Annotated in this window: 15 protein-coding genes; 14 read left to right on the forward strand and 1 reads right to left on the reverse strand. The window is 53.4% G+C overall.

Translation table 11 applies throughout. The features are described from left to right. Positions 1-886 (reverse strand): AEC family transporter (locus IJN28_08870; GenBank protein ID MBQ6713877.1); only part of this gene is annotated, 886 nt, incomplete at its 3' end. Positions 887-1147: 261 nt separating this feature from the next. Here IJN28_08870 and IJN28_08875 point away from each other — a divergent pair. The 14 genes from IJN28_08875 (at position 1148) to IJN28_08940 (ending at position 15265) form a co-directional block, all read left to right on the forward strand. Further along, positions 1148-2287 (forward strand): UDP-N-acetylglucosamine--LPS N-acetylglucosamine transferase, encoded by a 1140-nt coding sequence (locus IJN28_08875; GenBank protein ID MBQ6713878.1) that lies wholly within the window; start codon positions 1148-1150, stop codon positions 2285-2287. A 182-nt stretch (positions 2288-2469) separates the two neighbouring features. After that, positions 2470-2895 (forward strand): hypothetical protein, encoded by a 426-nt coding sequence (locus IJN28_08880; protein ID MBQ6713879.1) that lies wholly within the window; start codon positions 2470-2472, stop codon positions 2893-2895. Between the two features lie 64 nt (positions 2896-2959). After that, positions 2960-3862: a SpoIID/LytB domain-containing protein gene (locus IJN28_08885; GenBank protein ID MBQ6713880.1), complete on the forward strand. Its 903-nt coding sequence runs from the start codon at positions 2960-2962 to the stop codon at positions 3860-3862. Positions 3863-3911: 49 nt separating this feature from the next. After that, positions 3912-4190 (forward strand): YabP/YqfC family sporulation protein, encoded by a 279-nt coding sequence (locus IJN28_08890; protein MBQ6713881.1) that lies wholly within the window; start codon positions 3912-3914, stop codon positions 4188-4190. A gap of 11 nt (positions 4191-4201) precedes the next feature. Further along, complete coding sequence (locus tag IJN28_08895) at positions 4202-4654, forward strand: spore cortex biosynthesis protein YabQ (protein ID MBQ6713882.1); 453 nt, start codon at positions 4202-4204, stop codon at positions 4652-4654. A gap of 73 nt (positions 4655-4727) precedes the next feature. After that, entirely contained in the window at positions 4728-5084 is a 357-nt protein-coding gene (locus tag IJN28_08900; GenBank protein ID MBQ6713883.1) for a septum formation initiator family protein, read from the forward strand. A gap of 82 nt (positions 5085-5166) precedes the next feature. Continuing rightward, positions 5167-5604 carry an RNA-binding protein S1 gene (locus tag IJN28_08905; protein ID MBQ6713884.1) on the forward strand — a complete coding sequence of 146 codons (438 nt, stop codon included), beginning with the start codon at positions 5167-5169 and terminating at the stop codon, positions 5602-5604. 203 nt (positions 5605-5807) lie between these two features. After that, positions 5808-8204 carry a SpoIIE family protein phosphatase gene (locus IJN28_08910; GenBank protein MBQ6713885.1) on the forward strand — a complete coding sequence of 799 codons (2397 nt, stop codon included), beginning with the start codon at positions 5808-5810 and terminating at the stop codon, positions 8202-8204. A 99-nt stretch (positions 8205-8303) separates the two neighbouring features. Beyond that, positions 8304-9674, forward strand: a complete 1371-nt coding sequence (gene tilS / locus IJN28_08915; GenBank protein ID MBQ6713886.1) for a tRNA lysidine(34) synthetase TilS — start codon at positions 8304-8306, stop codon at positions 9672-9674. Beyond that, positions 9667-10206: a hypoxanthine phosphoribosyltransferase gene (hpt, locus tag IJN28_08920; GenBank protein ID MBQ6713887.1), complete on the forward strand. Its 540-nt coding sequence runs from the start codon at positions 9667-9669 to the stop codon at positions 10204-10206. Before tilS ends, hpt begins: the two co-directional genes overlap by 8 nt. Before the next feature lie 90 nt (positions 10207-10296). Next, complete coding sequence (ftsH, locus tag IJN28_08925; GenBank protein ID MBQ6713888.1) at positions 10297-12453, forward strand: ATP-dependent zinc metalloprotease FtsH; 2157 nt, start codon at positions 10297-10299, stop codon at positions 12451-12453. A gap of 76 nt (positions 12454-12529) precedes the next feature. Continuing rightward, positions 12530-13528, forward strand: a complete 999-nt coding sequence (locus IJN28_08930) for an asparaginase (protein MBQ6713889.1) — start codon at positions 12530-12532, stop codon at positions 13526-13528. A 150-nt stretch (positions 13529-13678) separates the two neighbouring features. Then, entirely contained in the window at positions 13679-14482 is an 804-nt protein-coding gene (locus IJN28_08935; protein MBQ6713890.1) for a biotin--[acetyl-CoA-carboxylase] ligase, read from the forward strand. 18 nt (positions 14483-14500) lie between these two features. After that, on the forward strand, positions 14501-15265 hold the full coding sequence (locus IJN28_08940) for a type III pantothenate kinase (GenBank protein MBQ6713891.1): 765 nt from the start codon (positions 14501-14503) through the stop codon (positions 15263-15265). Position 15266: the final 1 nt, after the last annotated feature.

The following is a 15266-nucleotide window of genomic DNA, read 5'->3' on the forward strand; positions in this document are numbered from 1 at the left end:
GCGTGGCGACGAATATCATGGCGGCGGCATAGTCGCCTGCAGAGCGCTGTGTTTTGGCGAGCATGGCAAGTGCGACCATCGTCGGCATGGAGGAGAGGATACAGAGCGTGATGATCATATCCTCGGGGAGGTTCCACCAGCGAAGCAATTGACAGAAGAATATCGGGAACAGGCACATCTTGCAGAGGATACTGCCGTAGAATTCGATGCGCTGCACCGATGCGGATATCTTCAGCCCCGAGAAGAGCGCACCGAGATAGATGAGCGCGAGCGGTGTCGTGATAGAGCCGACTGTCATCAGCGCGCCATTTACAGGCTCGGGGATACGCACTTCGGCGAAGATGGCAACGAGTGCCAGCACGATGCCGACGGTAGACGGGTTGACCATCTTCATAAGGCGTGTTCGAAGAGGCGGTGCACCGCCTTCGATCGGTGTCGTCAGATTAACGCCGACCGTCCATTGGAGGAACTGGTCGATGATCGTAAACAGCCCCACGTAGAGCATACCGTGTTCGGGGAATACGGCGCAGATGATGGGGATGCCCATGAAGCCGATGTTGCCGAACATGACACAGGCGCGGTAGACGTTGCGCTCGTTGCCCGAGAGGCGAAATACGCGCGACAGGACGAATGCGAGCGTGGCAAGAAAGACATAGAGGCAAGCCGTCGCAGGCAGGATGGGAAGCGCGGAGAGAAACGTTTCTTTCGTTGCGCCGTTTATCGTATACATGAATATCATGATGGGAAGCGATATCTTGATGATGAACCGAGCGAGCATATCGAGGCTCTGCTCATGGAGGATATTCGTTTTGCGTGCGATGATACCGATCGTCGCGTAGACGAGGAAGATGATGATCTGCACCGATACAACAGAAAAATAACTCATATCAAAAAAAGATTCCTTTCGTAGGTGGTAGATGCAGTCGTGCGGCTGCCTTTTGCCCGTATTAGGAAGAAAGCGGGCGGGCATACTATGGCAAGAAATAGAAAGATGTGCGCGAGCCACACTATTCAGTATAATATTGCCAAGAAAAGGACGCAACCGAAAAATGATTTGCCAATAACTTCTTAACAAAATAAGTCAAATGTAGTATGATAATACTGATGACCTATGCGGTCAAATGCAAACGAAAGGAAGGGAGCTCGTATGGAACTGGCAAGAAGCAGAATACTTATCATTTCCGCCTCGATCGGGACAGGCCATACGAAGGCCGCGCAGGCGATCGCCATGCAGGTGCGTCGTCGGTATCCCGAAGCCGTCGTTGAAACAGTCGATTTTATGGCGGACGGCTATTACCTCAATCGTTTGATCAAAGAAAGCTATCTTCAGATGCTCCACTTAACGCCGAATATGTACGATGTGCTCTATCGCTGGACAAAATCGGCACGCAGATTTTCGATGCAGGGCATCATGGCACGTGCGATGAAACGGAATATGAAAGAGCTTCTCGATAAGCATCGTCCCGATATCGTCATCTGTACGCATCCGTTCCCGTGCTCGGCAGTCGCATATCTCAAAAAAACACAGTATCCGAACATCGTTTTGACAGGCGTTATCACCGACTTCGCCGTACATCAGATGTGGATATTCGATGAAGTCGACTTATATTTCATCGGCAGTGCCGATATGCTCATGGCGATGGTCGCCAAAGGTGTTTCGCGCAAGCGTGTTGCCGTAACAGGCATCCCCGTGCTCCCGTCGTTCAGCGAATATGACCGCGGTGAAGCGAAGGTCAAAGACGGCAGACAACTGCCCAACATTCTTATCATGGGCGGAGGGCTTGGTATGGGCGGTGTGCAGGAATCGCTCCACAGCTTAGAGCAGATCGCGCGTTCGCTCCGTATCGTCGTTATCGCAGGCCGCAACAAAAAACTGCGCCGCAAGCTGGAGAAATTCAGCCTTCGCTCGCATCACTCGATACGCATCTATGAATATACCGACCGTATCCCCGAACTGATGGCAAGCTCACAGCTTCTCATCACGAAGCCGGGCGCACTTACCATCTCGGAGGCACTCACGATGGAGCTTCCGATGATACTGTTCGACCCGATACCGGGACAAGAGATCGACAATGCACGATTCCTCGAAGGGAAAGGTGCCGCAGTCTGGGTCAAAGACGGCGAACATATCGCAGGCGAAGCACTCGCGCTCCTCACCGACAGCGAAAGACACGGTGCGATGCGTGCTCGTGCACGTGCGCTCCGCAAACCGTATGCTGCCGCACAGATCGTCAGATACTTGGAAGAATGGAATACCGAACAGCTCGAACAAAAAGTCGATGGCTGATAAAAGCAGGTGCTTTCGCGGCATCTGCTTTTTTGTTTGTGCGGTGGTGCATCGTGCGAAAAGCCGAGGCGTATAAAAAGAGCGCGCAGTAAAGACGAGCGCGTGCTTATGTCTATGTATTCTGCTAATGATTGCCACTATTCGCATCGCATAAAGACAAGCGCATCGGTGACAATAACGGTATGAACAGACTACTATTATACGGCGGTGTCGGCCTTCTCATCGAAGTATTCTGGACAGGCGCATACTCGATGATAGCAGGCGATGTAAGCCTTACTGCGACGACGTATCTGTGGATGCTCCCGATATACGGCTTCTTCGGCCTTGTGTCGGAAGGCGTACACGAGCGTATCCGCGCGCACCCTGTCCTCGTACGCGGTCTTGTCTGGACAGGATTTATCTTCGCTGTCGAGTATGTGTGCGGATACCTTCTGCGCAGTTATCTCGGCGTCTGTCCGTGGGATTACAGCTTTGCATCATACGATATCGACGGCTTGATACGGCTCGACTACGCGCCCGCGTGGTTTTTCTTGGGGCTTCTGTTCGAGCATCTGCACGACTACTTGACATCGCATACCGTACGGCAGAAAGAACGTCCTCGTTGGTGAGAGCGTTCTTTTTCGTATGGAAAGATGCGCGGGCGGGCAGACTAGATGAAAAGGAGGGTCTGCGATGAAAAAACTGCTCTTTTGTCTTGTCATAGTTTGCCTGATGCTTGCCGCAGGATGCGGAGAAGAGATAGCGCAGGGTGAGCCGGAGATCAGCGTTTACTTTCACGAAGAAGATACCGTTAAACCGATGAAGCTGGAACAGTATCTCGAAGGCGTCGTGGCGGGCGAGATGAAAAACGACTGGCCGCAGGAAGCACTCAAGGCGCAGGCTATCGTAGCGCGCACATACACGCTTGCCAAGATGGCGGAAGGAAAGCTCGCGGGGCATGGTGCCGATGCGTCGACCGATATCCGCGAGTTTCAGGCGTATCGGGCAGAAGCAGTGAACGACGCTGTCGAGCAGGCGGTGCAGATGACACGCGGACAGGTGATCGAGTACGAAGACGCGCCTGTCATGGCATGGTTCTGCGCTTCGGCGGGCGGTAAGACGGCGACTGCGGAAGAAGGGCTTGGTTATACGAAAGGTCCGCTTGCGTATATACAGTCTGTCTTGTCACCCGACGAAGATGCGCCTGCCGATGTACAAAAGTGGGAAGTCACCTTTACGCATGACGAGATGAAACGCGCCATGCAGTCGCTCGGACATGATGCGGAGAAAGTCAATTCTGTCATGATAACGAGCTACGGTCCGAGCGGCCGCGCGACGAAACTGCTCATCAACGGCAAGCTTGCTGTGAGTGCGCCCGAGCTTCGCATCGCACTCGATTCGACGAAGCTAAAATCAACGATGCTCGACGATATCACCGTCGATGCACGCGGAGCGCATTTTGCGGGACGCGGCTTTGGACACGGTGTCGGTATGTCGCAATGGGGCGCGCACCATATGGCAAACGCGGGCTCGTCTGCCGAGGATATCGTGAAACATTATTATCCGAATACGACCGTTACGAAGCGGTGGGAATGAATCACGCGCCCTTTGCATATCGTGTAGGGAAAGCAAAGGGGGAGTCAAGATGGCATCGGAAAAAAACACGACTTGGCAGCATCGGCTCGCGCTGACGGAGCGCGAAAATCTTTCGGTAGACGGTGTGCATAGTCTTGGAAGCTATGACGAGAAAGAGATCCGCATGGAAACGACGGACGGAATACTTGCCGTACAAGGTGAAGGCATGAACATCAAACAACTCGATCTCGAAGCAGGCAACGTCGTTGTAGAGGGATTTATACGCGCACTCGTCTATGATGAAAAAGAAACGCAGAGAAAAGGTCTGCTTACGCGCTTTCTGAAATAAGCACACGCGATATGGGATGGGAAGAACAAGGGACCATCTTTGCCGTATGCAGTCTTTTCGGTGTGCTCGTCGGGATCGGCGCGGACGGCTATCGTGCATGGCAGACGGCGATACGAAAAGACCGTAAGGTCGTCGCCGTGCTCGATTGTCTGCTCTGGTGCGTGCTCGCTGCATTTGTATGTGTGCTGATGGTCTTTTTGAACGGCGGTGATATGCGCTCGTACGTTTTTTTGGCACTCGTCGTCGGCTACCTCGTCTATCGGAGGCTCGTCGGTGACCGCATCATACGGCTGTGGCTGTGGTGTGCGTGTGCGGTGCAGACCGTCTGCCGCCGAGCATGGCGCATCCTCACTGTGCTCTGTGCGCCTCTTCGGTGGTGCATGCGCATCGCAGACAGTATGGTGCGGTGGCTTCTCGGACGGTTTGCTGTGATGCGAAAATCGCCTCCTGACGAGAAAAGCTGAAAAAACGTGCAGGAAAAAACCGATCTCTGTTGAACAGAAAGAAGGTAACAAGCATGATCGGTGGTGAAACAGCGTGCGCAAACAGAAAAAAGTCATAAAGAAGATCAAGATGCCCAAAGAAATACAAGAAAAATTGCAGGCAGCAAAAAAATCGGCCGGTGCATACTGGTTCCCGATCGCAGCCGTTCTCATTATCGGCTATATGCTGATCATGGTCGTTTCGCAGTCTATCACCATTTATACGGCAAACAGCGAACATGAAGAAGTGCTCAAGCGGATCGAAGAGGAAAAAGCTGTCCAGCAAAGGCTTCATGAAGAATGTGAACAGCTTCAGGACAGAGGTCATATCGAGCAGATCGCACGAGAAGAGCTCGGACTTGTCAAGGAAGGCGAGATCCCGTTCATTTCGCGATACAAAAAAACGAACTGATTTTCTTGACACTGTTTTAACGGCAAGCGTATAATAAGGATAAAATCTATGATACATATATCAAGGAGGAAATGGAAAACGTATGTCCATTGAAGTTGGCAGTGTAGTTGAAGGCGTTGTAACCGGAATTACCAATTTTGGAGCATTCGTCGAATTGGAGGGCGGCAAAGTCGGCCTCGTTCATATCTCGGAAGTAGCAGACGTTTACGTTCGCGATGTGAAAGATTTCTTGAAAGAACAAGACAAAGTAAAAGTAAAAGTATTGAGCGTGGATGAGCGCGGCAAGATCGGTCTTTCGATCAAAGCATTGAAACCGCCTGCTCCGCCGAAAGAAGCACCGGCACCGAGAAAAACGTTCAATAACGACCATAAACGTCAGAATCGTTTCAACAACGCACCTTCGTTCGAAGATCGTTTGAGCAAGTTCCTCAAAGACAGCGATGAACGATTGGCAGACCTGAAGAAAAATACGGATTCCAAACGTGGCGGCCGTGGCGGCGGCACGAGATGGAACGACTGATTCCATAAACATGAGAGAAGTCTACTCGGGTAGGCTTCTTTTTTTATGCGCAAAAAGGGAGAATACGGTGAAATGAACGTGCGGTGCGCGCAAGGACATATCTTCTGTCGCAAAAAAACGGGTTGGCGTTCCTCTATCGGACAAAAAAAGCAGCTTGGCTTTTTTACAATGAGAGAAAATAGCAGATGATGGAGGAATGGACGATGAAACGTAGGACAGAGGAGATGCCAATGAACGTTCGGGTCGAGCGATGGAGGCGGGTCGGTGCGCTGTGGACAGAATGGCTCGGTGCGGTGAGGACAAGGCGCAGGCGACTTTTTTTTATGGCGGTGTTCGGCGCGGTCGCTGTCTGTCTTGGTCGGATGTCGATCATCGGCGCGAGCATGCCGTTTGGATTAGCTTTTTTCGGTGCGGTGCTCGTCTTTTCTCCGCGCTTGTCGATCGGTGCGCTTGTCGGTATTACGATCGGTGCACTGTCAAGTCATTCGGCTTATGATGTGCTGATGCTTCTGATCTGTGCGTTTTTCGTCTGGCGCGGGTATATCGGCTGGGGCGTTCGCCGACCGTTCGTGCGGGTACCGCTCTTTTGTTTCGGAGCGCAGCTCGTTGTCGGTTGGGTACAAACGCTTGTTGTCGGGACGAGCCTTTATGCGTGCCTCTTGGTACTGATGTCTGCCGTGCTTACGATGTTGTCTGTGAGCTTGTTTCTCTGCGGGTTCCGCGTCTTTTTCCGCAAGGACAGTGCGGTGCTGTCTGTTCGGCAAGTGCAGGAGGGGTTCTTGGCGATGGCGGCGATGCTTGCGCTGGCGGTGGCGGGGATCGGCGATCTGATGTGGCTGTCGTACGGGGTGTGTATGGTCGCAGGCAGTATGCTGTCGCTCGTGCTCATCTCAGTGACGGAACTCGGTATCGCGCTCGCGTCGTGTATCGGGCTTGGGTTCGCCATCGGCATCGGGGACGGCAATGTGTCAAGGACGATGGCGGAATATGCGATGGCAGGTCTTGCGGGCTGTGCGCTGAAAGACTGCGGTAAGGTCGGTGTGGCGGGCGGATTCCTCGCAGGGCTTTGCGGGATGCTCGTCTGCTTCGACCCGTACGGTGGGCTGTGGTATATGATGGCAGAAGCCGCTGTCGGTGCCGGGCTGTTTTTGTTCATACCAAAACGATATTTGACAGAGCTTGGTGACTATCTGGCCGATGTGGCAGTCGTCGAGCGGGCGGAAGATAAGCTTAAAGAGGCGCGCGATAAGGTGACGGCGATGAAGACGTTGTTTGGCCATATGGCTTCTGTCTGGCAGGAGAAGGGCGGCAGACTGACGGAAGTCGATTGCGAGTCACAGACGGCATCGATCTTATCGGCCGTCGAAGAGGCGGCATGCAGTCGGTGCGACAAGCATAAAGCGTGCTGGGAGGACGATTTTTTTGCCGTGTCGCAGGAGGTGCTCAGCCTTGCCGACGGCGGAAGCGAGCCTTCGTTCGACAAGCGGTGCCCGTCAGCGAAGGAGATCGCTTCGTCTTTAGAGCGCACTATGCGCGAAGGGGAGAAGACGCGGTATTGGCGTGCGCAATGCGGACTGCAGCAGTCACTTCTCGCCGAACAGATGAGCTCTGTCGCTTTGATATTCGAGCAGATGGAAGAAGGTCTGAAGCCGAAACAAGAGGCGAGCAAAGAAAAGGCGGACAAGATAGCAAGACGCCTCTCTGCGTGGGGCTGTCGGGCGGAGGAGATGACGATCGGTGCTGTCGGCGAGATGTCACGGCTCGAGATCGTCTGCCCTTCTTGCGGAGGGTGTCGGATGTGTGAGGTGCGCCTTTTGCCGTTTTTGGAGCGTGTACTCGCCTCATCGCTTCGTATGAGCGTCATTTGCGGTGCGCAGAACGGGATGCGTCGTTGTCGGCTTTTTTTCGTCACACAAGAGCGCGTACAGCTATTAACAGGCATGGTCGGTGTCGGTATGGCGACTGATGAGCCGTCGGGCGATACATGCGAGATGATAACATTACCGCAAGGTCGGACAGCGATCCTTTTGAGCGACGGTATGGGCTGCGGAAAAGAAGCATCGGGCGACAGTACGGAAGCGATATCACTTTTAAAAGAACTTCTCTTGTCGGGATTCGATGCGCAAATGGCTGTCAAGACGGTCAATTCGCTTCTGCTATTGCGCACAGAGCGTGAGCGATTCCCCACAGCCGATGTCCTTATTATCAACAAATATACAGGTGAGGCTGATTTTATCAAGATCGGTGCACCGCCTGCCTTCATCAAACGGCAGTCGGAAGTCCTCGTCGTAAAAGACGATACGCTCCCGCTCGGTGCGATGGCAGAAGTCAGCGGTCAGCCGATCCGCATCCCGCTCGAAAACGGCGACTATATCGTGATGATGAGCGATGGCGCGATAGATATTCCCGAAGAGAGGTTGCCGAATGGTCATACGAAAGAATCATGGGTCAGAAGCCGCATCAGGCTGTTCTCGGGAAAAAGTCCGCAATCACTCGCCGAGCATCTCTTAGAAATGGCGATGCGGCTGTCGGGGCGTACGCTCCGTGACGATATGACGGTCATCGCCGTAAAGATAAAAACGGTTTCGCGCATCGGATAGGCAGGAGAACAGGAGAGAAAAATAGAATAGTACGGAAAAAGAACAGGGAGCAGACCGCATTGTCTGCTCTTTTCATTTACGTTAAGGAAGGGAAGTAAGATGCGCGATACGGTAAAACGAACGCTCCTCGGTATCGAGCCGAACAGACCGCTCGTCCTTGCAGTCAGCGGTGGTGTCGATTCGCTCGTCCTTCTGCATCTGCTGACAGATATGCGTGACGAGATGGGACGCGACCTCTTTGTCTGTCACGTAGACCATGCGATGCGCGACGTATCTGCCGACGATGCTCGCTATGTCGAAACGCTCTGCGAAACGTGGGGCGTACCGTGCTATACCGAGCGCGTCGATGTATGGGAGCGCGTGCGAGAGATGGGCGAATCGCCCGAAGAAGCGGCACGCAACCTCCGCTACGGCGTGCTTCGCCGATATGCCAAAAAACTAGGCGGTGCGTATATCGTGCTCGCGCATCATGCTGGTGACCAAGCAGAAACGGTGCTTCTGCATCTCTTGCGCGGGTCGGGTACGACAGGCCTTGGCGGTATGCGCATCGTCAGCGGCGATCTCGTCAGACCGCTTCTGTCATTCGACAAGCAGGAGATCGAAGCGTACGCGCGTGCACACGATATCGTGCCGTGTGAGGACGAAACGAACAGCGACATCACGTACCTGCGCAATCGCGTGCGCCGCGTACTCTTGCCCGAGCTGGCATCGTACCAACCGCAGATCGTAGAGAGCCTCTGTCGGCTCGCAAGCGTCATGCAGGCAGATGAGGACTTTCTTGCGCAGGCGACGGACGAATGGTGGGCGCGCATCGTTCGCACAGACAGCGGACGTATCATCGTGGCACGAAAGCCGTTTTGCGAAGCACCGCTTGCCTTGCAAAGGAGGCTCGTGCGAAAGTGCGTGTCGGCTGTTCTCGGTCGCGTGGGCGGACTGTCGCTTGCGCATTGCGACAGACTGCGTGATATGATAGCGTGCGCCCATGCAGGCAGTCGATGTCCTATCAGAGGCGAAGGCTATCTCACCACTACGTATGATGAGGCGATATTTTCGCGTGGAGAAGAAGCGCATACCGTCAAGATAGACAAGCGGCCGCTCCCGCTCGGCGAGGCGACTGTATTGGAGGCGGTCGGCATCACAGTGCGTGCCGAGCTGACGGATACGATGGACAGACGAGATTCTGTATACTTCGATGCGGACAAGGTCGCCTTTCCGCTTCATGTGCGCAGCCGCAAAGACGGCGACATCATTGCTGCGCGCGGTAAAACAGGGAAAAAGAAGTTGAAAAAAGAGCTGATAGATTGTAAAATTGCGGTATCGGAGCGTGACAGTATTCCGCTCGTATGCGATGCGGACGACAATATCTTGTGGGTCGTCGGTATCCGCACGGCGCATATCGCACAGCCCGATGAACAGACGAAACAATATTTATGCTTAACAAGCGAAAAGGAGATACAAAACGATGCATAACGATATTCAGGAAGTATTATTGACAGAAGAGATGCTCAAAGACAAAGTTGCCGAGCTCGGCGCACAGATCACACGCGACTACGCGGATAAAGAAATATTCGCCATCGGTATCCTGCGCGGTGCCGTTGTATTCATGGCAGACCTTATCCGTGCCATCGAACGTCCCGTACAGATCGACTTTATGGCAGTATCGAGCTATGGTATGCAGGCAGATTCGAGCGGTATCGTCCGCATCTTGAAAGACCTCGACAGCTCCATTACGGGCAAGCACGTCCTCATCATTGAAGACATCATCGACTCGGGTCAGACGCTCAGCTACCTCATCAAAAACCTCAACGAGCGCAAGCCTGCCAGCATTCAGCTCTGCACGCTCATGAACAAGCCCGAACGCCGCAAAGTAGACCTCCCCGTCAAATATGTCGGCTTCGAGATCCCGAACGAATTCGTTGTCGGCTACGGTCTTGACTATGCGGAAAAATATCGCAATCTTCCGTACCTCGGCATCTTGAAACGCAGTGTCTACGAAAAATAATAAGAAAGATACGACGTTGTATAACAAAGGGAATCGTGGTATAATAGACTAGTTAAAGACTATGTATTGTTTATCAAGGAGGACGAGTGATTGAGTAAATTTTTCCGTAATATCGGCGTATACTTACTGCTCATCATCGTAGCAGTATCGCTTATTGATTTTTATTCGAGCGAAACAGACCAAACGAAAGAAACGACGTATACACAGCTGTTGTCTGACCTCACTGCAGGCAATATCAGCAAGGTCACCATCGTTGAGAATACCCTCCGCGGTACGCTCAAAGACGGTACCGAATTCCAGACAGTCGTGCCCGAAGACCCGACGCTCATCGGCGCGCTCCGTCAGCACGGTGTAGAGATCAAAGCGGAACTTCCGCCGACGCCGCCGTGGTGGGCGACCGTCTTGTCGTCGATCCTTCCGATCCTGCTTCTCATCGGTGTATGGTTCTTCATCATGCAGCAGTCGCAGGGCGGCGGTTCCCGTGTGATGTCGTTCGGCAAAAGCCGTGCAAAGCTCCACAGCGATGACAAGGTCAAAGTGACGTTCAAAAATGTCGCAGGTGCAGACGAAGCGAAACAAGAACTTGAAGAAGTCGTCGAGTTCCTCAAGCATCCGAAAAAATTCAACGACCTCGGCGCACGTATCCCGAAAGGCGTACTCCTCATGGGCCCGCCGGGTACCGGTAAAACGCTTCTCGCGAAAGCCGTTGCAGGCGAAGCGGGTGTACCGTTCTTCACCATCAGCGGTTCGGACTTCGTTGAGATGTTCGTCGGTGTCGGTGCTTCGCGTGTACGTGACCTCTTTGAACAGGCGAAAAAGAGCGCACCTTGTATCGTATTCATCGACGAGATCGATGCAGTCGGCCGTCAGCGCGGTGCAGGTCTTGGCGGCGGTCACGATGAACGTGAACAGACGCTCAACCAGCTTCTCGTAGAGATGGACGGTTTTGCGGCGAATGAAGGCATCATCATCATCGCGGCAACGAACCGCCCCGATATCTTAGACCCCGCACTTCTCCGTCCCGGTCGTTTCGACAGACAGATCGTCGTCGATCGCCCCGACGTCAAAGGACGTGAAGCCATCCTTCGCGTTCATACGAAAGGCAAACCCATTGATTCGGGTGTCAAAGTCGATGTCCTTGCGCGCAGAACGCCGGGCTTCACAGGTGCAGACCTGTCGAACCTCGTCAACGAAGCGGCACTCCTTACGGCTCGCCGCAACAAAAAAGTCATCGGCATGGCAGAGCTTGAAGAATCCATCGAACGTGTCGTGGCAGGCCCCGAACGCAAGAGCCGTGTTATCAGCGAACGCGAACGCCGCCTGACGGCATATCACGAAGCAGGCCACACGCTCATCGGCCTTCTCCAAAGACATACCGATCCCGTTCACAAGGTATCTATCATTCCGCGCGGAAGAGCGGGCGGATACACGCTCATGCTCCCGAAAGAAGACCGCTACTATGCAACACGCACCGAGCTTCTTGAACAGCTCCGCACGCTTCTCGGCGGTCGCGTAGCAGAAGAAGTCGTCTTGAAAGAGATCAGTACAGGCGCACAGAACGACCTTCAGCGTGCCAGTGCACTCGTTCGTCAGATGATCACCGAATATGGCATGAGCGACACGCTCGGCCCCATCACCTTCGGTCGTCCGACGAGTCAGCAGGTATTTTTAGGCCGTGACATCTCGCACGACCGCAACTACGGCGAAGAAGTCGCATCTGCCATCGATAAAGAAGTACGTGCCATCATCGAAGAAGCATATGCCGAGTGTCGTCAGATGCTCGTCGATAACGGTGACAAACTCGAGCTTATCGCACAGGCACTTCTCAAATACGAAACGCTCGAAGCCGACCAGCTCAAAAACTTGATGGAATACGGCGTTGTCGATGCTCCGAAACAAGATGAGCCGAAAGACGAGCCGAAACAAGACGATGATGACACACCTGCCATCATCCCGCCCGTCATTCAGGATGCGGAAATTATCGAAGAACCTGCCGAAGCAAAAGCCGAAGAAACGATCGCACCGCAGGAAGAAGCTGTCGTCGCATCGAAAGAGGCACCTGCCGAAGAAACGGCAGAAGCCGAAGAAGCTCCCGTGCAGACAAAAGCTCCGCAAGCAGAGCAGACGCTAGAGGCACCTGCCGAAGAGGCGCAGGAACAGCCGAGCGAAGAAGCAGAGCCCGATATCCGTACGCTCGACAAAGAAGAACCGAAAGAAGAAAAAGACGGTCCGAAGATCGTCTATTGATAACGAGTAAGAGAAGCGCAGAGAGCGCTTTTCTTACTATCTGAATGAAAAAACGCACATAACAGGAGGCATAACCATGAGTGAAGTATTATTGCATTACACACGCGCAGGCAAAGTAGAAAGCGTTCATCGCGGCGATATCGTAGCCGTCAATACGAAAGGCGAGATCGTCTACTCCGTCGGCGATGCGAAAAAGCCGATGTTCTGGCGCAGTGCGGCAAAACCGTTCCAGGCACTTCCGTTCGTACGCGGCGGCGGTGTCGAACAGTATGGCATCACCGAAGAAGAATTGGCATTTTTGATCTCCTCGCATAACGGCGAAGAAAAACACGTAGAACTCGCTCGCTCTATCTTTGAAAAGATCGGCGTGACCGAAGATGCACTCGAGTGCGGCGTCATGCGTCCGTCCTACGGCAAAGCGGCGGCAAAATTGACGGCGGCAGGCATCAAACCGACTGCTATCCATAACCAGTGCTCGGGCAAACATTCGGGTATGCTCGCACTCTGCCAACTCATGGGCGTGCCGACACCGGGCTACATCTCGCCGGAACATCCCGCACAGAAAGAGATGCATAAAGCAGTCGCATACGCATCCGATATGAAACCGGAAGAACTCGAGATCGGTATTGACGGCTGCGGCGTACCTGTCTTTTACCTTCCGCTCGATCATATGGCATACGCATACGCTCGTCTTGCCAAACCCGAAGAAGGCAACTGGGGCGAATACGAAGAAGGCGCACGCAAGATCCGTGATGCCATGGTCAATCAGCCGTTTGCTGTAGCAGGCTCGAAACGCATCGACACGGCTATCATGGAGATCACGAAAGGCCGTATCCTTGCAAAAGTCGGCGCAGAAGCCGTATACTGCCTTGCAAACCTCGAAGAAGGCGTAGGCCTCACGTTCAAGATCGAAGACGGCTCGTACCGCGCGATCAATCCTGTCGTACTCGGCTCGCTCAAAGCCATGAACTGGCTCACGGACGAAGAATACGCACAACTTGAAGCACAGTTCCCGCCTGTTCTCAAAAACCATCGCGGTGATGTCATCGGCTCGATCGAAGTCATGTTCAAATAAGAAAACAAGACTGCTTTCACATCTGTGGAAGCAGTCTTTTCTGTTTTGATAAGACTGTGCAAGAAGGGTTTTTTCTGCGAACGGTTGCCCGTAAACCGTAAATATGGTATAGTATGAACGCAATACAGCAAACAAAACGGAGGGATCGGTATGCGCTCAGCACACTTGACAGCAGAAACGATATCACAGGCTCTTACGACCAAGCGCATCGGCAGTCAAGTCTACTGCTATGAGGAGATCGGCTCCACGAATAACGAAGCCAAGCGATTGGCGAGAGAAGGATGCCCCGACGGTACGCTCGTCATTGCCAATGAGCAGCACGGCGGCCGCGGCAGACTCGCGCGCTCGTTTTTGTCACCGAAAGGCGGCGGGCTGTGGTTCACGCTCGTCCTGCGTCCAAGCATCGCACCGACAGAAGCCTCGAAATGCACGCTTCTTGCGGCGCTCGCCGTAGCGAAGGCGATCCGTAACGTGACAGGCATCGACTGCGGTATCAAGTGGCCGAACGACATTCTTGTAAGCGGGAAAAAGCTCGTCGGTATCCTGACAGAGATGAGTGCCGACATGGACGGTGTGAAATATATCGTCTGCGGGATCGGCATCAACGTCAACATTCGCCGTGAGGAATTTCCGTGCGAATTGCAGTCTATCGCGACCTCGGTCGAAGCAGAGCTCGGTCGTCCGTTCGACAGACTTATGCTTCTCGATGCTGTGTGCAGCGAAACAGAGCGCATCTATGAAGAGATGCTCAGAGAAGGTTTTGTGCCTATCCTTGATGAGTGGAAACAGTATTCCGTCACGCTCGGACAGGCTGTGCGCGTCATTGCCCCCGACGAAACGTACGAAGGCGTGGCCATCGACCTTGACGAAGACGGCTCGCTTCTCGTCCAAACAGAAACAGAGATCAAAACAGTACTGGCAGGCGACGTTTCGATTCGCCCGCAAGAACATTAAATATATGGAGGTCTAGCTATGTTATTAGTCGTTGACATTGGGAACTCGAACATCGTACTCGGTACTTATGAAAATAAAGAATTGAAACGTCATTGGCGCATCTCGACAGACCGTCTGAGAACGGGTGACGAATACGGTATGCTCATCAACAACCTCTTTCAATTCCATCAGCTTCAGTTCAAAGACGTTGAAGCCATCATCATTTCGTCCGTCGTACCGTCGCTCATCGTGCCGTTCAGCAAAATGTGCGAACGCTATTTCCATATCAAACCGCTCGTCGTAGGCCCCGGCACGAAAACGGGCATTTGCATCAAATACGAAAATCCGCGTGAAGTCGGCGCAGACCGTATCGTCAACGCGGTTGCCGCATACCACAAATACGGCGGTCCGCTCATCATCATCGACTTCGGTACGGCAACGACATTCTGTGCGCTTACCGAAAAAGGCGACTACCTCGGCGGTGCCATCGCCCCGGGTATCGGTATCTCGAGCGAAGCACTGTTCCAGCGCACATCGAAGCTTCCGCGTATCGAGCTCAAACGTCCGAAAAGCGTCATCTGCCGCAACACGGTAACGAGCATGCAGTCGGGCATCATCTACGGTGCGGCAGGTCAGATCGACGAGATCGTACGTCGTATGAAAGAAGAACTCGGCGGTGAAGCCAAAGTCATCGCAACGGGCGGTCTTGCGAACCTCATCGCAGAAGTATCGTCCACCATTGATGCCGTTGAACCGTTCCTTACGCTCGAAGGCCTCAGACTGATCTGTGAACGGAATATGTAAG

It is taken from the genome of Selenomonadales bacterium (assembly GCA_017442105.1).
GTDB lineage: Bacteria > Bacillota > Negativicutes > RGIG982 > RGIG982 > RGIG982.

Coding starts and splice junctions, on each gene's coding strand:
- tilS (MBQ6713886.1), top strand. CDS start 8,304: ATGCGCGATACGGTAAAACGAACGCTCCTCGGTATCGAGCCGAACAGA.
- hpt (MBQ6713887.1), top strand. CDS start 9,667: ATGCATAACGATATTCAGGAAGTATTATTGACAGAAGAGATGCTCAAA.
- IJN28_08875 (MBQ6713878.1), top strand. CDS start 1,148: ATGGAACTGGCAAGAAGCAGAATACTTATCATTTCCGCCTCGATCGGG.
- IJN28_08940 (MBQ6713891.1), top strand. CDS start 14,501: ATGTTATTAGTCGTTGACATTGGGAACTCGAACATCGTACTCGGTACT.
- IJN28_08935 (MBQ6713890.1), top strand. CDS start 13,679: ATGCGCTCAGCACACTTGACAGCAGAAACGATATCACAGGCTCTTACG.
- IJN28_08880 (MBQ6713879.1), top strand. CDS start 2,470: ATGAACAGACTACTATTATACGGCGGTGTCGGCCTTCTCATCGAAGTA.
- IJN28_08895 (MBQ6713882.1), top strand. CDS start 4,202: ATGGGATGGGAAGAACAAGGGACCATCTTTGCCGTATGCAGTCTTTTC.
- IJN28_08905 (MBQ6713884.1), top strand. CDS start 5,167: ATGTCCATTGAAGTTGGCAGTGTAGTTGAAGGCGTTGTAACCGGAATT.
- IJN28_08890 (MBQ6713881.1), top strand. CDS start 3,912: ATGGCATCGGAAAAAAACACGACTTGGCAGCATCGGCTCGCGCTGACG.
- IJN28_08930 (MBQ6713889.1), top strand. CDS start 12,530: ATGAGTGAAGTATTATTGCATTACACACGCGCAGGCAAAGTAGAAAGC.
- IJN28_08885 (MBQ6713880.1), top strand. CDS start 2,960: ATGAAAAAACTGCTCTTTTGTCTTGTCATAGTTTGCCTGATGCTTGCC.
- IJN28_08910 (MBQ6713885.1), top strand. CDS start 5,808: ATGAAACGTAGGACAGAGGAGATGCCAATGAACGTTCGGGTCGAGCGA.